This window comes from Allorhizobium ampelinum S4, assembly GCF_000016285.1.
GTDB lineage: Bacteria > Pseudomonadota > Alphaproteobacteria > Rhizobiales > Rhizobiaceae > Allorhizobium > Allorhizobium ampelinum.
Window position 1 is genome coordinate 203,586 of the sequence record NC_011982.1, and the last position, 20,201, is coordinate 223,786.

Here is a 20,201-nt window from a genome sequence, read left to right on the forward strand (position 1 = left end):
TCCGCTCGACGCTGTTGTTATCGGGCATGTTGCCATCGGCGCCCCACGAACGCTCGGCAGATTCGATCCTGTCATGTTAGAATTGTCGTGTCGGGACAGGGGCGTCGGAGTGCGAAGATGCGGGCAGGCCGAATTGACTTTGAGCTGCGAGCTCGCGTTGTTATCTGGCCGCCCCTGCGACTATCCCGTCTGCGCTGCGAGCGCGTATCCGTAGATGTCGCACAGCCCGCGCACTCCCCCATCAACAACATGGAGGATTTTACATGCGGTCGATCGGAATGGATGTGCATCGAAGTTTTGCGCAGGTCGCGTTTCTTGACCGGGGCAAGGTCATGGAAGAATTCCGGGTGGAACTGGATTACGACGCTGTGGTGGCCTTTGGGCAGAAGCTTCGAAAAGATGACGAAGTCAGACTGGAAGCGACCGGGAACACCTCGGCCATCGTAAGGTTGCTAACGCCTTTCGTGGCCAAGGTCGTTATCGCGAACCCGCTTCAGGTGAAGGCCATCGCCCACGCGCGCGTGAAGACAGACAAAGTCGACGCGAGGATTCTGGCGCAGCTTCATGCCGCCGGCTTTTTGCCAGAGGTCTGGGCCGCGGATGACGATACCCTGAACCTGCGTCGTCTCGTGTCGGAGCGCGCGGCGCTCGTGCGATCAGTGCGACGGGTGAAGAGCCGGGTCCAGGCCGTTCTCCACGCCAATCTCGTGCCGAAATACTCGGGACATCTGTTCGGAAAAGGCGGCAGGGACTGGCTCTCGACGGCCCCGTTGCCCAATGCAGAGCGCGACCTCCTCGCCATCTCGATGAACTGGACTGGCTGAAGGGCAAGCTTGAAAAGCTGGATGGCGCCATGGCGCGAATTGCGCTCGACGACACTCGCACGCGCAAGCTGATGACGATCGCCGGGATAAATTCCGTGGTTTCCACGGCGGTGATGGCCGCCATTGGCGACATCTCCCGGTTCCCGACGCCCGACCGGCTTGCGAGCTACTTCGGCTTGACCCCGCGGGTGCGCCAGTCCGGCGACCGCGGGGCAGTCCATGGCCGCATCTCGAAACAGGGAAACGCGATTGCCAGAACGATGCTGATTGAAGCTGCCTGGTCGGCCGCGTCGGTTCCGGGGCCGCTGCGTGCCTTCTTTCTCCGGATCAAGGACCGCAAAGGCCTCAACGTCGCGGCGGTCGCTACGGCGCGCAAGATCGCAAATCTGATCTGGCAGTTGCTGACCAAGAAGGCCCCCTACAGATGGGCTCGGCCCGCCTTTGTTGCTATGAAGATGCGCAAGCTTGAGCTGCGTGCCGGCGCAGCCAAAGCACATGGGCCAGCTGGTCCCGCCCGCGATTACTGGATCAAGGAAATCCGCCATCGAGAGATGGAGCTTGTTGCACAGGCGGAGGCAGCCTACGCGGCCATGGTCGAAGCCTGGAGAGATAGGCCACCTAAACCACAAAAGGGCTGATAAAGGGGCTGTTCAACAACATCCGTGTCGATTTCGACCCGGCCATCGTCGATGTAGACGCTCAAACGGCTGATGGGCAAGTGCGCCAGGCTGCGTTCAAGGGGCTGCGAGAGGATAAGCCCGCAAAAGAAGTCGAGGCCGAGAAGCCGGCAGAACCTGCCGAAGTCGATACGCCCGACCCGGAAACTGCTCGCAAGCCGGCCCCGACGCCGACGACATCTTCCCGTCTTCGCAAGGGTGCAAAGGTCGACGTCATGGGCGTCCTGGTCTCCAGCCCGGACAAGGAGTTGTGGCCTGACGCACTTGATGGCGAACCCGTAACGAAAGTGGACCTCGCTCACTATTATGAGGCAGTCGGGCCTTGGCTCATCGATCATATCAAGGGCCGGCCGTGCTCAATCATTCGCACGCCTGACGGTATTGGCGGGGAGCAGTTCTTCCAAAGGCATGCGATGCAGGGGACATCAAACCTGATCGAACAGGTGAAAGTCTCAGGCGACAAGCAGCCGTACCTCCAGATCGGCCGCGTCGAGGGTTTGGCCGCGATCGCACAGATCGGCGGCGCCGAGCTACATCCGTGGAACTGCGAACCCTATCAGCCTGAAGTCCCCGGTCGTCTCGTCTTCGATCTGGACCCAGGCCCGGATGTCGACTTCGCGACAGTGGTAGAAGGTGCACGAGAAATCAGGGATCGGCTTGAAGAGCTGGGTCTGGTCAGCTTCTGCAAGACGACGGGCGGCAAAGGGCTCCATGTTGTAACGCCGCTCGCTGTTCCGAAGGGCAAGAAGCTGAGCTGGGACGAAGGCAAGGCTTTCGCGCACGACGTGTGTCTGCAGATGGCCCGCGACAATCCCGAGCTTTACCTGACCAAGATGTCCAAGGCGCAGCGTGAAGGCCGTATCTTCCTGGATTATCTGAGAAACGACCGCACCTCGACGGCGGTGGCTCCCCTGTCGCCCCGTGCCCGGCCGGGAGCAACCGTCTCGATGCCCTTGAACTGGGCTCAAGTAAAAAAAGGTCTCGATCCGAAGCGGTTCACAATTCGCACGGTGCCTGGACTTCTGAAGGATAATACGGCGTGGCAGGACTATTGCGATGGTCAAAGGCCGCTAGAGCAGGCGATCAAGCGCTTGGAGAAACTTATGAGGCGGGCTGCGTGACCATACATTGCCCGCTTCAAGAAGCCATTAGGTGGCGTCGCCGCCGCTCAAGATAGGCAGAGATCATCCGGCTTTGCGGGATTTGAGTTCTTTGGCAACCGACTTTTTCAAGGCATCCATGATGTTGACGACGTTGCTCTTTTCCTCGTCGTCGCCCTTTGTGGATTTCGAAGCCTTCGCTTTGCTCGGTTTCTTTGCCTTCTTCTTATCGGCGATGAGCTTCAGCAAGCTTTCTTGAATAGGATCGGACACCATCTCCGGTGACCAGTCCTGCATGCGCTTTTTGATAACTGCCAACGGTTCGTTTCCATCCACGATCCGATTGCCAACCTCTTTCACGTTCCCCGCCACGACATTCCATCCACCCATCATCGCGAATTGCGAGAAACAGCCATGCAAACATGGTACCAAATCGCTGGCATTCAAGCCGCCTAAACCAGAACCTCAACCCCAAATCATGACTGCGAAGCGCTAAGTTTACATTGCCATGCGACCCACAAGACGCCGAGGATCAAGGCCTGGCTCGCACGCCGCCCGCATTGGCATGTTCACTTCACGCCAACGTCAGTCAGCCTCCTGGATCAATCAAGTCGAGCGGTGGTTTGCAGAGCTGACGCGCAAGCAATTGCAACGCGGTGTCATCGTTCCACCGCCGAACTGGAAGCCGACATCGACGCGTTTATCGCAACGCACAACGAGAATCCCAAGCCATACAGATGGGTGAAATCCGCCGGCCAAATCCTCGCCTCCGTCAAGCGATTCTGCCAAAAAACAATGAGCCGAACTTCAGATTCCGGTGACTAGCCGTTTTGATTGAATTCGGTAGCGCTGAATAACGACTGACGGGGCTCCCCAGCATGCCTCGGCAGCAAACCGATCGCGGACGTTACTATTGAAACACAGTTTCTGTTTAACGAGCTGTCAGGGAATGATAGTCGTCAAGTAAGATCGCGGTCAAAAATGAAAACTCGATATATCTATGAAAATATTGATACAAAAAGCGGTAATCCTAAGAGGCGTCCATTATAACTATGTATTAATGTGCGATATATAAATATATCTACAATATTAGAACGTTATTTATGATGATGATTGGGAAGATATACGAAATATGGAAGGGCTGAAAAATGGACGCCTATAAGCTAATAATATTTGATTTTGATGGTACATTGGCCGACAGCGGCGGCTGGATGATAAGCGCTCTGAGGGAAATGTCCGAACGTCACCGATTTATAACGCCCAACGACACTCAGATTGAATATCTGCGTGGCCTTTCAGTCTGCCAGGTTTTGAAATGGCTGAGAGTTCCGATTTGGCGCATTCCTCTGATCGTGAAAGATTTGCGTGAACTGGCTCGCGAGGCCACGTTCCATATATTCCCTAGGACAGAAAAGGTCTTATTTCTCCTCCAAGATCAAGGGGTGGAGCTTGCAATCTTAAGTTCGAACAGCATTGAAAATATTCAGCGCGTGCTCGGGCCATTGGAGGGATACTTTGCTCATATAGAGGGTAGCTCGCCGATATTTGGGAAGGGCAAAAGGATCAATAAGATACTTCGTCGGTGTAATAAGTCTCGGAATGAAGTCCTTCTTGTCGGAGATGAGGTACGTGATATTGAGGCGGCGACGAGCCAAAATATTGCCTCCGCAGCAGTAACGTGGGGTTATGCCAAAAGAGAAGCTTTGGCGTACAGCAATCCCACTCACATTCTCGACGATATTGAGGAATTAATAGACTTGAAACCTATATAGAGAAGAAGAACTGCGCCTGATGTGCTGATAATACTAAATTCACATTTACAATTACATTGAAATTACTGCGCATGCAGAGAGGATTAGGGCTGAAAGCGGATGTCGTCAGATTTGCCAGTAGTCGATGAACGCCCCCGGTTTTACGCCAGAAGCATACATGGACGGTAAGGGTCTGAACTGCGGCATTCAACGGCTTGCAATTACCCACATCTGAGTGTCGCTGCGATTTCGGTTCCGAGGCGAATGTCCGTCAGCCGGCTGAGACCGCGCCAGACGACCGTATTTCCTGGTGGCGGATCTGATGTTCTTGCGAGGTAACCACCTAAACGAGCGAGTTTGGTGAGATAGAAGTTTAGCGATCCCGGCGTCGCCTGCCGGTTACCTGCGTTGCTGACCATTTGATCAAGAATTTCAATTTCCTGTTCGGTGAGGGCCGCAGTTGGCGGTATTTCGGGCGCACTGCGCGCGAGCATTGTCAACCAGAGCACCCTCCAGCTCATAATGCAGAACATGGCGACGAGGTTTGCCAGTCGATCGGCCGTTCGTAATCTTGCATCTTCAGCCCGGCAACCCGACTTCAGGATCTTATGGAAGACCTCAATCTTCCAGCGCATCGCGTACCATTTGATTTTTTCGACGGCATCCTCGCAGCTATGTACCTCAAGATCGGTCAGTAGCTTCCACTCGATGCGCTTGCTGCCGGGCGGAGGGTTGGGCTCCACCGCGTGGATGACGGTCAGGTCTAAAGCAGGATATCGTTTCATCTTGCCGATGGGCGGCAACACCCGGATCCGTTTGAATCGGATATCCAGGTGGACTTTAGTGACCTCGTCGGTATCGGCGCGAACTTCGATAAGGTGCCGTCCGGCAGTTTCAACATCGCGCATTTCAGCCGATATCGTGTGATCCCCGTTGCCAGCCAACCTGTCGACGACCGTGCGCACGACGAAGTGCGTGCCAAGCTCCTTGGTCAGGCAGTAGAGTTCGTAGATATCACTTTCGCGATCGCCTACATGAATGCATCGGTCAGGTTGGCCAAGCAGGCCGACGGATTGCCGCAGATTTTCAAGCCAACGGATGCTTTCCTTGGTTTCGATCGGAACACGCGTCGGATTAATCTTGCGCTTGAGCTGGGCCGTGCCCTTGAACTTGTCGCGGCTCCAGAATTTGACGGCCGCCAACCCCAAGGGTAGCCCATCCAAAGTTACAGCAAGGCTCGAATGCATCAATATTCCGCAGACCGTGTGGTGGCGCAGCCGCTCCTGTTTGTCTCGGCCACTGTTGACGCTCTTGGTAAAGCCAACGGCATGCGGATTACGGCGCTGATAGGTGAACTCAGTTGTGTCCCGCAGCACCAGGATCGGACCTTGGGAAGCATCGTAGCGCTGAGCGGTCGCGGCGAAATGACCGTTGAGGATATCGCCTTCCTCAACATTCGGGTTGGAGAAAAACCGATAAGCCGCTTTCGTGTTGGCCCAATCCTGGCAGGCGAAAGGAATAGAGCCGCCCATGTGCTCCCCGAGCTGTCGTAAAAGTTCTGTGCAGCGTCGGCCAAGGCGAACATCCTTGAAACACCCCGCGTCTATTTCCTGCTTGCTCCAATGGCCGTCACTATCAGCCATCACATCGTCACGAACCGACATAAAGCACCGCCTCAAAAGAATCAGGTGCTCGACACAGAATCACAAGTGATTCTTTCAATTCAAGATTTCAACGAAAGTTTTCCCAAAGGAGTCAGCTACTTATGGGTAATTGCAAGATTCAACGGAGGCTTACGTCGAAGCGACCACTGAGGATTTTGAAGTCATATGTCACACGCGAGTAAATGTCGACTGATTTTGCCCGTGTGAACCGCCCCGTGTTTACCGGAGGCTCCAACTCGTGAGAAAGTGGAGCCATGACAAGCAAGACAACAAACAAATTTTCATCTGAAGTTCGGGCCCGAGCGGTGCGGCTTGTTTTGGACCATGAAGCCGAACATCCGTCCCGTTGGGCCGCGATCTCATCGATAGCGGCCAAAATAGGCTGTGCGCCGCATACACTCCATGAGTGGGTCAAAAAGGCTGAGGTGGATACTGGTAAGCGGGCTGGATTGCGGAGCGATGTGGTTGAGAAGATGAAGGCTCTTGAGCGGGAGAACCGCGAGCTTCGTCAGGCCAACGGGGAGTGTCAGGAATTTCGTGTACGGGCGTGCGGTTGAACATTCGCGTCTACGCCCTTGCGGCCTGAAAGCGGTCCGCAAAGAGAATTGAGAACTGCGATTTTGCCATCGCCCATTCCCTGGGTGGCATCTTCCACTCTTTCTCCGATCTGTTCAAGACCAGATAGAGAAGTTTGGTCGCACCGTCGTCATTTGGGAAATGGCCTCTTGCCCGGACAGCGCGGCGCAGCTTGGAGTTCAGCGCTTCGATGGCGTTCGTGGTGTAAATGATCCGGCGCACGTCCTTGGGAAAGGCAAAGAAGGGGATGACCTCCTGCCAGGCTCGCCGCCAAATCTGGGCGACGGCGGGGAATTTTCGGCCCCAGAAGCCACCCTCGAACGTCGTCAGGGCCGCCTCCGCCGCCTTGTCGTCGATAGCGCCGTAGATGGATTTCAGCTCTCGGGCCAGGTCCTTGCGGTCTTTCCAAGAGGCAAAATCCAGCGAGTTTCGTAGCAGGTGTACGATGCAAGTTTGCACCGTCGTTTCTGCGAAGACTGCATTGATGGCCTCGGGAAAGCCCTTCAGGCCGTCAACGACGGCGATCAAGATGTCCTCGACGCCACGGTTCTTTAGCTCGTTCATCACCCGCAGCCAGAATTTCGCGCCCTCGTTGGTTTCGATCCAGAGGCCGAGAATTTCTTTCGTGCCATCGCCTCGTACGCCGAGCGCAATATGCACCGCCTTGTTGCGAACGTGGCCTTCATCCCTGATCTTGACCCGCAGCGCATCGAAGAATACCAGCGGATAGACCGGCTCTAGTGGCCGCGCTTGCCATATCGCCACCTCGTCCAGCACCGCGTCGGTGACGGCCGAGATCAAGTCTGGCGACACGTCGATGCCGTAAAGCTCCTGGACATGCCCGACGATCTCGCGCGTGCTCATGCCTCGCGCGTACATCGATACGATCTTCTCATCGAAGCCTGGGAAGCGGCGCTGATATTTGGCAAGCAATTGAGGATCGAAACTCGACTGCCGGTCGCGCGGGATGGAAAGCTCAAGCGAGCCGCTATCCGTCAGCACCGTCTTGCGGCCGTAGCCATTCCGGCTGTTGCCGGGGGTCGTTTCGCCAGAGAGGTGATGATCCATCTCTGCATTCAAAGCCCGCTCTGCCAGCGCCTTCTTCAGTTGATCGAGCAGTCCATTGCTCTCGAAAGCTGTCTTCGCGTCCGAACCCGCCAGAAGCTGGTCCAAAATACTATCCGGGATAATAGGCTCTTTCCGTCGTGCCATGGGTGATCTCCTTTGTACCCATTATGCACGCCCGTACACGAAATTCCTGACACTCCCGACCGACCCATGCCTTGGGCATCCGCCCCCCTTTTGACTGTCGTGCACCGGCGGCATGGTGATGCGCCCGCACAATGGTACTGTCGATCATCAGCCATTCCAGATCGGACTCACGGGCAAGAACGGCGAGCATCTCGGTGAGAGACTGTTTGAGAACCCCTTGAACGGCTTTGTGTCATGTGATTCAAGCTTGGGATGTGGACCTCAACGACGCGTGGCCGAATGGCCGACATTGCCAAGAAGACGAAACGCTACCCGACGGATCTGACCGATGAGGAATGGGCCTGCATACAGCCTTTCCTACCCGGCGCGCGTAGGAACGGTCGTCCAGTTGAGACGAATTTGCGCGAGGTTTTGAACGCGATCCGTTATTTGGCGCGCTCGGGCGGCGGTTGGCGGATGCTGCCCAAGGATTTCCCGCCATGGCAGACCGTCTATTGGTGGTTTCGTCGCTTCGTCCGGCGTTTCATGTTCCAGACGATCCATGATGTCGCGCTGATGCTCGACCGCCAGCGCTCGGGACGCGAAGCGAGCCCGACGGGCGGGGTTATCGATAGCCAGTCGGTCAAGGCTCCAGCAGCAAAGAAAAGAGGTTACGACGCCGGCAAGAAGATCGTTGGACGCAAGCGCCACATCGCGGTCGATACCGATGGCCGCTTGCTGATGGTCAATCTCACACCCGCCGACATCTCCGACAGCGCCGGGGCGCAGTTGATGCTCGATAGCGTGAGCAAGCGCTGGCCCTGGCTCAAGCATCTGCAATGCCTTCAAACCATTGTCATGCATGATGCGAGCAACCCTGTGGCGACCGACGCAAACCCCGTCTTCCTTCAGTTCCACCGTCATGCGTGGGCTTTCATAGGTTTCATGTGAGGTGGTGAACTGAGCCCGGATATGAGCCAAAAGAACCATGTCCGTCCTTTGCCGCAGGCTTGGTTTGCATATGTCCCAAGCGTAATATCCGCTTTCACTGACACCCAGAAGCGTGCAGGCACGCTGAACAGGAACATTGGCCTTCTCTGCCGCAATGACCTTGAATTTCATTTCATGGTTTCCTTTGCAAAGAAGGCGGCTGCTTTTTTTAATAAATCGCGCTCCTGACGCAGAATTTCATTTTCCTTGCGAAGACGCGCCAGTTCCTTGGCAGTATCTTCGTGTGGTCCAGAAAGCAGGTCGGCTTCCTTGTGGGCGCTCACCCATTTCCCAAGCGTCGAGAGCCCAACGCCAAGATCATCGGATATTGCACGCAACGGCCTGCCGCTGGTGCGCGCAAGTCGGACAGCCTCAGCTTTGAAAGCATCTGTGAACTTGGCGTGGCGGCCGGGTGAATTCTTCTTCGTGTTCGTCATAGGGCGAAATCCTATCAAAGGTTAGGGATTCGCTCTCCACTTCTTCCGGGCAAGTCCAACCCTTGATCCGCTCCCACTGATCATCATCCCGCAGTGCATCGCAATCCATCACCGAACTCCAAAAGCCAGTGTTGAACCTGATTTGACGCCCCGCGGGAATCCCAAAAACGTAAATCGTCACCACAGCCTAGGCGCAGACATAGAAGCTCACTTCGGCTGACAACGTCCGCTACCGATATCCGACCGCTAACCCTCTTCGCCAGACGGGGTCGCCTTGCCGCTTACGGTGCATCGTTGAGCCATAAACAGCATCGCCCCCCTACACGACCAAGTGGCTGGTGGCAGGATGTATTGTCATGTAAACAAAATGCTGTAATTTGTGATGAGTACCCGCAATCAAATAATCCTAGCCGTAGCATTCTTATTGTTCAATTAAGCTCGTCGTCATAAGAAGAAAAAATTGTGATAAAATAATTGATTCCGTAGTTCATTGAGAAGCAAGATTGGACCCCAAGCCGTCAAATGTCGTAAGTTTCGGTGTCCGTCTTTAATATAATTGTTTGTTCAATATTTCTAATAATACAAACGTAAGTATGACGCGTTATACTTTATTAATTAAAATCACGATTTTTACAATATATTGAGAATTCCCGTTATTGAAAATGCGATGGATGTTAATGATGCTAATATTTAGTTAGGGTTCTGCGAGGTTTAATTGGAGCGGTATTTATATAATATAGAAAATGAATTGCAAAAACATAAAAATAAATAATATATGTTTGCTACATACCCCACTAATGGGCAAAGGAAACTTACTGAAATTAAATATTACTAATATTCTTGACCGAATTTGACCATTTCCTCTACAGCACGCCCGATCGCTAACACCATATCGTCCGACCCAAACGGGCCCTCGATCTGTATTCCAACCGGTAGCCTGTCGGGTGTCAACGACACTGGGACGCTCAAGCTTGGCAGCCCGATGTTACTGCTAGGATCTAGGTTTCGAACGAAAATTCCAAAGGTATCAGTCTCGACGCCGTTGTGTACAAGCGTAGTCTGCAGCCCTACTGGTTTGGCGGTTAGGGGAACTGAAGGAAATAAAACAGCGTCAAGGCCGTTGGAGGAGTAATAATTCTCATATGTTGCTTTTAGCCTGGGCTTGTAGCACCGAAGCGCCCTCCGGTAGACCGACTCTGAAATAAGTCCTTTTGATAGTTGAGATTGCACGAGGTCATAGACCTGTGGATCCTGAATATTCTGTATCAACTCATCAAACGTGTTTCCAATCCCGTGAAACGAGAGATAGGCCATGAGCGCTCGGGGAAACTCATAAATAGCAACTGGCAAGCTCACTTTGCGGGTTAGCTCCGCAACATTCGGAATGTCCGCTTCCACGAACGTCATTTGGTTGGTAGCCAGACGTCGAATTGCTCGTTCCGAGGCTGCCGCAACATGCGGTTCGAGATTATCAAAGAAGTGGGATCGAGGCAGACCCAACCGAAGCCCCTTGAGTGACATATTTTGAGTAGGACACTTGTTGCGAATGATCCGATCCAATAGAACCGCATCTTCAACCGAGCGGACAATGAGGCCAGGAGTGTCTCTCGACGGACTCACCGGCACAATGCCATCGGTTGGATAGTTGCCAAATGTTGGACGAAAACCAACAACCCCACATAGTGCCGCCGGAAGCCTAACAGAAGCGCCGGTGTCAGTTCCTATGCCGCCCAACATCAAATTGGCTGCTACCGAGACAGCAACGCCCCCACTCGATCCACCAGAGATCAGAGCCTGGTTCCAAGGGTTTCGTGCGGGACCAAACGTCTTGTTGTCATTTGTTATACCAAAAGATAACTCGTGCATATTTCCAGACGCCCCAATCAGTGCACCGGCTGAATGAAGTCGCTCTACTATCTTTGCCGGAATAGCTGGCTTGTGCCGAAGCAGTCCCTGTGTGCCAGCGGACGTCGGGAATATTCCAGTCGCTATGTTTGCTTTGAAACAAAGGGGGATACCCATAAGGCCCACCCCGCCGGATCCGTTCCTATCCACACGATCTGCCTCATTTCTTAGATGAAGCCAGTCAGTTGCAGCGAAGGCGTTCAAGTGGGTTGCAGATTCCGAACGGGAGACCAAAGACTCAACTAGGTCCCGACATGAATACTGTTTCCTCCTTAGAGCTCTCAACGTCTGCGAAATTGATGATATTTCAACCATTTTACTAGCAAGACCGGCTCTATTTTTTTGATATTATATGACGAGTACCCTTAATTATAATTTTGTAATACAATTACACCGCCAATTACGGGGTTAAATTCAATGAGTTGACTTTGCCCGACAGTGGGTCCCTTCAATTTTGAATAGGCGTGCAAGGATACTGTTGCAGATTGAAGACTTTTCTTCCGCACAACCCTCCAGACCAGCTCTGCAAATTGTCTTCGTGGGACCTACACTATTAATCAAAATGATTTTTCGGTTAAAAGTTACTTCTATAAAAGATGCTTTAAGCACAGAGCAGAAACAGCATCGAAATATTTCTTATTTTCAATGGCTAATTTTTTCTATTCTAGAATCACAAACAGAAGCTACTCCACCAAGAACTTGCTCAACATTGAAGATAAAGGTCGCTTGAAAGATGAGCTCGAGAAGACGCGGCAAACCAACATTTGCGAGATTTGCTTGCATCCTAGGGGGCACAGAGCAAGCGTCTGTCGACAAATATTGATGGGGTTCGCTTACACAAGCAAAACCGTGCTGGAAGGTTTACTTTCGACAATGCCTCATGATGACGCCCCGCTTGGGAAAATCTTCGTAACGGATTTGCCGCCCTATGATGAGCAAGTCCCTCAAGTCCTGCTGATGCAAGCTGCAGCACTAGTCACAAGCTACGAATATTCCTTTGAAGATTTAGCATATTTCTTGGTCCTACCGCTGCAGATGGCTCTAATGCAAAAGTCTCCAAGTCTTGGGAAGGATTTTCCGGTAATTTCTGGTTATTCGATCACAAAAGACAGTGTGCACTCTCCTGTCGCGTTTGGAAGAAATTTGATGCCTAGGGGCGTCAGTTGTGAGTTTCCTCAAATCGATGTTCTCTACGACTATCGCGGATTTCTCGAGGGAGGAGCTTTTAGCGAAGGGGTCACCTCTTTCCCTAAAGAAACTAAAAAACCAAAAGTTGCCGTCATTGGAGCCGGTATTTCAGGATTGGTTTCCGCAACACTTTTGCTGCGAAACGGTATCGACGACGTTACCATATTCGAAGCCAAAAACGTGGTGGGAGGTAGAGCCCACACACACTTCTTCAAAGGCGAACCGTCGGTCTGCGCGGAACTTGGTGCAATGAGGTTTCCTCGCAGCCAAGCTTGCTTGTTCTACCTGCTGGAATATCTAGGAATCAATGCAATGACTAAATTTCCAAATCCAGGAACGGTTGATACCGGCTTGTACTACCGCGGGAGAAGCTACAACTGGAAAGCTCATAGCCTCCCCCCAGCAATTTTCAATCGAGTTCATAAAGGCTGGCGTACATTCTTGCACGCGGGTTTTGTAGATGGTGTTGCAGCATTCGCGTCCCCGTTTACACTAACTGAGTGTCTCCGGCTTCGTAACTATGAGTTCGCTTCCTCGCTTTGGCAGAAGTGGCTGGATGCCTTCAGCAGCGAAACATTTTCGTCCGGAATAGAGAGAATCTTTAGGGGTGCTCACCCACCAGGTGGGGAGAAATGGACCAGAGATGTCGACATGGAGCTATTCAAAGAGCTCGGAGTGGGGTCGGGCGGATTCGGTCCGGTATTTGGGTGCGGCTTCATCGAGATATTGCGGTTGATAGTGAATGGCTATGAAGACAATGTAATGTTGCTGCTTGATGGAATAGAGGAAATCCCACGAAGGCTATCTCAGCAGAAAGTTGGGTCATATTCAATCCGGGATCGGATAATCCACAAAGAGGTGAAGGAGATAATTAGGACCGAGTCAGGAATCTCGCTAGCTATTGGCGAAGGAATGCATGCAACCTTTGATCGCGTGATCGTAACATCTGGCTTTACGAATATTCAGTTGAGGCATCTCTTAACCAATGATGACAGCTTTTTTTCTTACGACGTTAACCAAGCGATCGAGAACAGCCACATGACAGGCTCATCAAAGCTGTTTGTTCTCACGCAGAATAAGTTCTGGAAAGCTGAAGAACTCCCTTCCTGCATACTGACAACCGGTGTTGCCAAAGCAGTTTACTGTCTGGATTACGAGCCTGATAAACCGAGCGGAAAAGGCCTTGTACTTTTGAGCTACACTTGGGAAGACGATTCCCATAAACTCCTGACATTCGATAAAGGAGAAAGATTTCAAATCTTGAAGCGCGATCTCGCAAAATCATATCCTAGATTTGCGGATTTGCTTGAGCCGGCTGATGGGGATTACGATAACAACATCATCCAGCACGACTGGATTCTGGACCCATATGCAGGCGGTGCTTTCAAGTTAAATCGCCGATGCGAAGACGTCTATTCAAAAAGGCTTTTCTTTCAGCCGCTTCGACTGAACGGAGAGCCTGATGGACGTGTCTGTTTGGCCGGGTGCAGTTGTTCCTTTTCTGGCGGATGGGTGGAGGGCGCTATCCAGACTGCATGTAACGCTGCGATGGCAACGATTAGAGATGCTGGCGGCTTAATTAGCGGCGATAACCCCCTGACAAACGAGTTCGTTAACTATCATTACTAGAGTAGTGTCTACCTGTAGACATAAAAAGGATGCTATAACGCATAACGTTACGTTTTTTATTTCGTATAATGTAATAAAATATTCTAGTTATGTGTATATGTGAAAAATAGCGAAAATAATTGCAAATTAGAGTAGTAAGTATTATAATGGATGGTACCAAACGCAAATTTAATTGCAAAAGTATTTCAGAGCGATAATGGAATGCTTATTAAAGCATTAATACATCTTCTAGCAATACTTCGAAATGTATTTATATTATGGAATTTTTTTTAAAATTTGGGTTGATTAATGCTAGCGTCAGCTATTTAGCGAGAAAGAATTTGGTCAAAGGTCGCCTGTCTACCTGCTCCAAAGTCAAATGTTGAAACAGGGCAATAGCAAACAATTACAACGTTGAATTCTCCTGGAAGACAACGGCGCCCTTATTGTGTAAGTCTTGACAGGATATATGGTGATGTCACGTGCATCCGTGCATCCGTGCATCCGTGCATCCGTGCATCCGTGCATCCGTGCATCCGTGCATCCGTGCATCCGTCGCACCCCTCCGGCGTTGCTTGCAATTACCCACATTTGAGTGTCGCCGCATTTCGGTTCCAAGGCGAATATCTGTCAGCCGACTGAGGCCGCGCCAGACAACCGTATTTCCCGGATGCGGATCTGATGTTCTTGCAAGGTAACCGCCCAAACGAGCGAGTTTGATGAGATAGAAGTTTAACGATCTCAGCGTCGCCTGCCTGTTGCCTGCGTTGCTGACCATTTGATCGAGGATATCGATTTCCTATTCGATGAGAGGCGCGGTTGGTGGTGTTTCTGGCGCAAGTGCGCGCGAGCATCGTCAACCAGAGCACTGACCAGCTCATGATGCAAAATACGGCAAAGAGGTTTGCCAATCTGTCGGTCGTTCGTAGTCTCGCGTCTTCGGCCCGGCAACCGAACTTGAGGATCTTATAGAAGACCTCAATCTTCCAGCGCATCGCGTACCATTTTATTTTTCCGACTATGTCCTCGCAGCTATTCACCTCAAGATCGGTCAGTAGCTTGCAATTTATACGCTTGCGGCTGGCTGGAGGGTTAGGCTCCACCGCGTGGATGACGGTAAGGTCCAAGGCAGGATATCGCTTCTTCTTGCCGACAGGCGGCAGAACTTGGATCGACAGTTTTAAAATCGCGCATTTCAGCCGAGATTTTCTGCTCGACCAGCGGCAGGTATGTCAACGCCGCGAATTTTCCTCAGAAGTGCGGATGGCGGGTAATGATCTCGCCGCGGCAGTCGATCACGACTAATACCAACCTGCATTGATCAGAACTGACGAGCCCATTTTCGGCGGCCGATGGTCATGATGCGCCAAGGCTGATCGACCAGCTTGTTCCAAGCCTCGCAGCAGTGGTCGAGAATATTGTCGTGGGAGGTAAAAACGCGATTGGAAAGCCAGTTATCGCGCATGAATTGCCAAACGTTCTCGACCGGGTTCAGCTCGGGACACTTGGCGGGTAGCGCGATGATGCTGATGTTGTCGGGGACCTCGAGCTTGTCGGTCATGTGCCATCCGGCCTGGTCCATCAACACCACGGCGTGCGCGCCCGGCGCTACGGCGAGCGCGATCTCAGCGAGATGTAGCGACATCGTTTCTGTGTTGCAAAAGGGCAGGATCAGCCCGGCACCCTTGCCCTGTTCGGGGCAGATGGCTCCGAAGATGTAGGCCGATTTCGTGCGCTGGTCCTTGGGCGCCGAGGGTCGTGTTCCGCGTCTGGCCCAGCGCCGTGTGATGGTGTTCTTCTGACCGACGCGGGCCTCGTCTTGGAACCAGACTTCTATGGACGTGCCCTTCGGGAGGCTTGTCCGGACCTTTGCCACTTCGGCAGCAAAGCCCCCTTTTTGAATGTCTCCATGGCCAGCTCGTTCTGCGCATGATGACGTGGTCGCGCGGTCAGCTTCACATAGCCCAGCTTTTTCAACTCGCGGCTCACGGTGGTTTCGTCGAGCGACACCGCGAACTCCTCGTGCAGCAAATACACAAGGTCGATCAACCGCCAACGCACGACACCATGGATCGCCGGGATCGGCCCGCGCTCGACCGCCTCGACCAGCGCACGACGCTGGGCATCGTTGAGGATCGACGGCTTGCCCGGCGCCTTGCCGTCCAGAAGACCGTCGGGGCCACGGGCATTGAACCGGATCACCCAGTCCCGCACGATCTGAAGGGTCACCCCGCCAATCCTTGCGGCCTCGCTCCTGCTGCTCCCCTCGTAGATCTGCGCCAGGGCCAGCAGTCGCCGGGCCTGCGGCGCGCTCTTTGATAATCGCGCCAGTCGCCGGAGCGACGCTCCGTCAAAATCTTCCCGCAAGCCGATCGCTTGTCCCATCGCCACGTCCTTTCGATGCAGGACGCCATTGATTCACACTTTCATCGCTTTGGGAATCCACAACCTGAGTCAGCCTCAACGCAGGCTGGTATAAGTCGACATATCCTCTGAGCCAGAGGTCCTGATGACCGCATCCGAACTCCTTCGAAAGGCGTTTGGCGCTCCGGCCAAGATCATTTAGCCGCAACATCGCCACCAGCACATCAGGCTGAAGCATGTCCCCAGTCGCCTCACCGAAGTCGGCCTGCGGATGGCGGGGCGGATGCGACAGCGGCGCGAACACCTCGTGACGGCGCTGATCCCGCTCGCGCATGTAATCCTTGATGATCGTGGCGCCGTCGGTTAACCCGCACTTCTCATACAGCCGGTCAAACACCAACTTGGTCGTACATTGCTGCTTGCGCGGAACCTTCAGATCCTCATCAGGCCAATGCTCGATCGTCGAAACAAACGCATCCAGCTTCGGACGCAGGATCGGTGAACGCCCCTGATAGTCAGGGGGCGTCGAATAGGCTACCATCTTAGCCACGCTGTCGGGCGGTACGTTGAAACGCTTCGCTGCCTGACGCTGCGTCATCCCTTCTCAGACCGCCAGACGAACCTTGAGATATATTTCCAAGTTGTAGATCCCTTGTTCCTCCTGCGCTCATTGCAGAAGGAAATAGGTCGCCGATTTTTACTTCACCCGCGGCTGGACTATTCCGCCGCTACCGTGGCCGACACATTAATACGCTCGATCGTAAACGGTGCATCGAACCGCCGTGCTATCTCGATGGCAGCCGGTGAGATCGCGGCGCCGCTTTTGCCCCGCCTTTCGGCGCGTTGGCTTCCAGATCCGCCAGGGAGAAGAACGGTCGTCTTGTATGATGGTATGGCCCCCTTCCGCCGGAGGCAGCCGCGAGAAATGATGGAGACGTGTCAACCCGGAGGTTCATGATGCTCAAGTTAGTGTTGTTGATCTCGATATTGCCAAGTGTGCCTACCAAGTCCACGTAGTTGATTCTATTGGAAAAAAAGCGTCATCCGCCATCGACATAAGGAGGTGAAACATTATTCCGAAAGCTTTCATCTCCTCTCGTCGCGCTTGAAGCTTTTCCTGGCTCGCCCGTCGTGGTGACTGCGTATCCGACGAACAGCTTCGCCGTTTTCCAACTGGTTCATCGTTGAGCCAGAACCATCATTGCTCGCCTCCTATATGATCGAGTGGCTGATGGCAGGATATATCAAAGTGTAAGTGTCAATCGAGTGCTTCCCACCTGCCGAAACATCAAATGCCTCGCCTTTGTCTGTAGGTGATTGCAAAACGACAGAATGATTGACCCCGCTTGCTGGCGCTCTGGAGCAATTAGTCAATATTCCTTCTTAGTGCGGGGCGGCTGTATGCGAAGGGTGGGCCACCTCCGAAGACTTAATTGGAAAAAGTTTGTCGTTGTAGGGAAGACGTAAGCACTTCCGTCATCGCTTCACTATTGTTGCTTCTTACAGATCGTCGCTGTACAGACTATAAAGGTCAGCAGTTCATTGTCTGGGCCACTTGCTCAGTTCACCTTTGAGATTTCAACAAATGCGGCGCGCCTTACCAAAAGTCGAATGGTGTCCCCACCAGTTGTTGAGAGAGCTAATCGATTTGACCGTCAATCAGTTATACTGAATGTTACCATATGAGATATCGCTCTATAAATTGGCCATTTTGCAAATCCAAACCCAAGCGCTCAAAACTACAAGATATTGAGCAGACAAAATATGGAAGCACACTTGATCTTCGGGCCGACATCTACGGGAAAAACTTCAGTTGCAATAGCTCTTGCTAAAAGAACTGGTTTTCCTGTGATAGTACTGGACCGAATCCAATGCTACTCCCAGCTTTCTGTTGGAGGTGGGCGACCTTCTGCTGCAGAATTTCAAGGAACCAGGCGTATTTACCTGATTGAAGGATCGCTTGATGAAGGTGTAATCAGCGCTGAACGAGCTCATGAATGTCTCGTCGCAGCAGTCGAAGCTCACAAGCCCGAGGGTGGGGTGATACTTGAGGGGGGCTCAATCTCACTGTTCAAACGTATGGCTCAAAGCAGCTATTGGAATTGTGGCTTTACATGGCATGTCACCCGACTTCACCTCGGCGGTGAAGAGATTTTTCTGGCAGCGGCGAAGAAGAGGATCAATCAGATGATGCAACCGGATGAGCAGGGAAATTCATTTTTGGGAGAACTGGTCTCTGTCTGGAAGACAACTGCGCTGAGAGCCACACTTGAGGGAATATGTGGCTATCGTTATGCTATAGAATTTGCTGGGAAGCAGGGTCTGGAGATGGATGCACTTACAAGCCTGAACCGTCGTCAACTTGAGCAGTTGGTGCACGGTATGGCGCATGAATATCTCTGCTACGCCCGTCAACAGGAACAAGAACTTCCCTTGCCCTCGCTTGCTGGTGGGGAGGGACCTCCATTTCAGTAGCAGTAGGCTTGCCTATCTGCGCAATTCTCCAAAATACCGTTGCTCCCTACTTCTAAGGCGTACAATACTACTGTTATATAGCTAATAAAATTGTACGCAGTGTGTTTATTATGATGCGACCTGACGGGGACTTTGTTGCTAAGTTTCCCGGTATAAGGGCGACATTCTATTGTCGTTAATGTAATATGTATGTTTGAATAAACGCTTTTATGTTCCTATTTGCGTTTTTGGTGTTTATTCGCAATGTTAAATATCGGAATTGTCGATATAGTTTGTTATTATATTGTGTTTTCGTTTTGTTTGTAGATTATTTGTTTAAAACTAAATTTATTTGTGAATCTATAATAAGAAAATGCGTAATATTTCACAATATAATATATTATACAGTAGTGCTGGCCAATTGTATCGAACGTGCCAGACATTATTCAAACCTCTCGCAAAACAGAAAATTAAAACACACCCTGGATGCTTCTATGCATCACAATATATTACATCAGATCAAGCTGAGAGACGGATTTCAGTTTCCATTGAGTGCCTCAACGATGCGATTCAGGGGCGCGCGAGCTAACCCCAGCGAAGCAAGAGTTCGGCCAGTTTCAAAGAGGTTCTCCTCGAGAACAAGGCCGGCCTCCTCGATAACAGAGTTCATTGCTGGGGCCTGCCCTCCATACCATTTTTTCGAGTATTCGAAATCTGTTTCAGAGTGTTGACCGAGCGCGCGAACAATCTCAAGGCGTTCATTGTCTAATGCGAGAACACGCTCGATCGCTTGCGGCACAAACCCCCGGTAGAATTTCGGGAGAGGGCTCAGCCCGCATTCATCGCGACTCTTGCCGCTAGTATGCCAGGAGGATGTGCAACCGGGTTGGTATTCGATAAAAATATGGAGGCAGTATTTTTGTACCACTGCAGTCGGTTTGGGAAAAGCGCCTCAAAGCGACTTGTGAGATCCTCGCTGAGAGGCCGTGTTGCCGCAACCTCGAAACAGGTTTTCACGCCAAGCATATTAACGCGTTTACCCACACGGCGGCAGGCATATGGGGATGTGGTTGACTCAATGATTGCAGCAGGCGACAAACTGGGGGATAGGATTTTCTTGCAAGTCAAAGACGTTGCACTGCCCGGCAAAGCTACGAGCACAGAGTGACTCAGGTCGGATTCAGCAACTGCCGTAGAATACCCTCATGTCCCAACGTTGGAACTGTCAGAAAGACGAACTCTGCGTCCGAGATTATGGCTTGGAGATCATCCTCCAACTGCGGCTCGAAGCTGCCTCCATAGGTCGGGCCTACCAGTTGCAGCGTGACTATGCTTCTGACTTGAGTGTAATTGCTTCGGTTGGAAGGTGGTGCCCAGATAACGGCATGGACTCGACCGCTGAGCCTCAGAGCGATATCGCCGGCAAGGGTGAGAGCAAGGTTCCCTGCGCCGAGAATAGCTATCTTGGTCAT

The 20,201-nt window shown here is 52.3% G+C and carries 10 protein-coding genes and 8 pseudogenes; 10 read left to right on the forward strand and 8 right to left on the reverse strand.

Annotated features, from left to right (window positions below; all coding sequences use genetic code 11):
- Positions 1 to 278: 278 nt before the first annotated feature.
- Both AVI_RS25440 and ligD read left to right on the forward strand, forming a co-directional pair.
- Positions 279 to 1,462 (forward strand): annotated as a pseudogene (locus AVI_RS25440) (IS110 family RNA-guided transposase).
- Positions 1,462 to 2,622 (forward strand): DNA ligase D, encoded by a 1,161-nt coding sequence (ligD, locus tag AVI_RS25445; protein ID WP_080517076.1) that lies wholly within the window; start codon positions 1,462 to 1,464, stop codon positions 2,620 to 2,622. The pseudogene AVI_RS25440 and the gene ligD overlap by 1 nt, the downstream one beginning before the upstream one ends.
- 63 nt (positions 2,623 to 2,685) lie before the next feature.
- Here ligD and AVI_RS30790 read toward each other — a convergent pair.
- Positions 2,686 to 2,913: pseudogene (locus AVI_RS30790) on the reverse strand (hypothetical protein); the annotation flags it as partial.
- Positions 2,914 to 2,916: 3 nt separating this feature from the next.
- Here AVI_RS30790 and AVI_RS31600 point away from each other — a divergent pair.
- The 3 genes and pseudogenes from AVI_RS31600 to AVI_RS25455 all read left to right on the forward strand — a co-directional run.
- Positions 2,917 to 3,057 (forward strand): annotated as a pseudogene (locus AVI_RS31600) (IS6 family transposase); the annotation flags it as partial.
- A gap of 51 nt (positions 3,058 to 3,108) precedes the next feature.
- A pseudogene (locus AVI_RS30035) lies at positions 3,109 to 3,426 on the forward strand (IS630 family transposase); the annotation flags it as partial.
- Between the two features lie 323 nt (positions 3,427 to 3,749).
- Positions 3,750 to 4,373, forward strand: a complete 624-nt coding sequence (locus AVI_RS25455) for an HAD family hydrolase (RefSeq protein ID WP_012649062.1) — start codon at positions 3,750 to 3,752, stop codon at positions 4,371 to 4,373.
- Positions 4,374 to 4,573: 200 nt separating this feature from the next.
- On the opposite strand, the gene AVI_RS25460 is transcribed toward AVI_RS25455, so the two are convergent.
- Positions 4,574 to 6,016 carry an IS4 family transposase gene (locus tag AVI_RS25460; RefSeq protein ID WP_234618232.1) on the reverse strand — a complete coding sequence of 481 codons (1,443 nt, stop codon included), beginning with the start codon at positions 6,014 to 6,016 and terminating at the stop codon, positions 4,574 to 4,576.
- 254 nt (positions 6,017 to 6,270) lie between these two features.
- Here AVI_RS25460 and AVI_RS25465 point away from each other — a divergent pair.
- Positions 6,271 to 6,534: pseudogene (locus AVI_RS25465) on the forward strand (transposase); the annotation flags it as partial.
- Between the two features lie 49 nt (positions 6,535 to 6,583).
- On the opposite strand, the gene AVI_RS25470 reads toward AVI_RS25465, so the two are convergent.
- Entirely contained in the window at positions 6,584 to 7,804 is a 1,221-nt protein-coding gene (locus tag AVI_RS25470) for an IS256 family transposase (protein WP_012649065.1), read from the reverse strand.
- 56 nt (positions 7,805 to 7,860) lie between these two features.
- A pseudogene (locus tag AVI_RS30040) lies at positions 7,861 to 8,003 on the reverse strand (IS5/IS1182 family transposase); the annotation flags it as partial.
- Between the two features lie 53 nt (positions 8,004 to 8,056).
- On the opposite strand from AVI_RS30040, the pseudogene AVI_RS25475 reads away from it, so the two are divergent.
- Positions 8,057 to 8,620 (forward strand): annotated as a pseudogene (locus AVI_RS25475) (IS5 family transposase); the annotation flags it as partial.
- Here the strand turns inward: AVI_RS25475 and AVI_RS31605 are convergent.
- Both AVI_RS31605 and iaaH read right to left on the reverse strand, forming a co-directional pair.
- Positions 8,618 to 9,210: pseudogene (locus AVI_RS31605) on the reverse strand (transposase); the annotation flags it as partial. The pseudogenes AVI_RS25475 and AVI_RS31605 sit on opposite strands and share 3 nt — an antisense overlap.
- 831 nt (positions 9,211 to 10,041) lie before the next feature.
- Entirely contained in the window at positions 10,042 to 11,430 is a 1,389-nt protein-coding gene (gene iaaH / locus AVI_RS25485) for an indoleacetamide hydrolase (protein WP_012649066.1), read from the reverse strand.
- 507 nt (positions 11,431 to 11,937) lie between these two features.
- Between iaaH and AVI_RS25490 the strand changes: the two genes are divergently transcribed.
- Both AVI_RS25490 and AVI_RS25495 read left to right on the forward strand, forming a co-directional pair.
- Positions 11,938 to 13,932, forward strand: coding sequence for an FAD-dependent oxidoreductase (locus AVI_RS25490; RefSeq protein WP_324611384.1), 1,995 nt, complete (start codon positions 11,938 to 11,940; stop codon positions 13,930 to 13,932).
- A gap of 1,038 nt (positions 13,933 to 14,970) precedes the next feature.
- A complete protein-coding gene (locus tag AVI_RS25495) occupies positions 14,971 to 15,216 on the forward strand; it encodes a hypothetical protein (protein WP_139191521.1) in 246 nt (81 codons plus the stop codon).
- 16 nt (positions 15,217 to 15,232) lie between these two features.
- Here AVI_RS25495 and AVI_RS30055 read toward each other — a convergent pair.
- Positions 15,233 to 16,296 (reverse strand): IS630 family transposase gene (locus AVI_RS30055; protein WP_174083776.1). Its coding sequence is split into 2 segments (ribosomal slippage): positions 15,233 to 15,802 and positions 15,805 to 16,296, totalling 1,062 coding nucleotides; the frame shifts between segments, so codons are not numbered across the junction.
- Entirely contained in the window at positions 16,262 to 16,873 is a 612-nt protein-coding gene (locus AVI_RS31610; protein WP_012649068.1) for a transposase, read from the reverse strand. The genes AVI_RS30055 and AVI_RS31610 overlap by 35 nt, the downstream gene beginning before the upstream one ends.
- A 1,166-nt stretch (positions 16,874 to 18,039) precedes the next feature.
- Here AVI_RS31610 and ipt point away from each other — a divergent pair.
- Positions 18,040 to 18,750: an adenylate dimethylallyltransferase Ipt gene (ipt, locus tag AVI_RS25515; protein ID WP_012649069.1), complete on the forward strand. Its 711-nt coding sequence runs from the start codon at positions 18,040 to 18,042 to the stop codon at positions 18,748 to 18,750.
- Positions 18,751 to 20,201 lie beyond the last annotated feature (1,451 nt).

Bases quoted from the DNA above. Each gene is read 5' to 3' on its own strand.
- AVI_RS25460 (WP_234618232.1), bottom strand. From the start codon at position 6,016: ATGTCGGTTCGTGACGATGTGATGGCTGATAGTGACGGCCATTGGAGC.
- ipt (WP_012649069.1), top strand. From the start codon at position 18,040: ATGGAAGCACACTTGATCTTCGGGCCGACATCTACGGGAAAAACTTCA.
- AVI_RS25470 (WP_012649065.1), bottom strand. From the start codon at position 7,804: ATGGCACGACGGAAAGAGCCTATTATCCCGGATAGTATTTTGGACCAG.
- iaaH (WP_012649066.1), bottom strand. From the start codon at position 11,430: ATGGTTGAAATATCATCAATTTCGCAGACGTTGAGAGCTCTAAGGAGG.
- AVI_RS25490 (WP_324611384.1), top strand. From the start codon at position 11,938: ATGGGGTTCGCTTACACAAGCAAAACCGTGCTGGAAGGTTTACTTTCG.
- AVI_RS25455 (WP_012649062.1), top strand. From the start codon at position 3,750: ATGGACGCCTATAAGCTAATAATATTTGATTTTGATGGTACATTGGCC.
- AVI_RS31610 (WP_012649068.1), bottom strand. From the start codon at position 16,873: ATGACGCAGCGTCAGGCAGCGAAGCGTTTCAACGTACCGCCCGACAGC.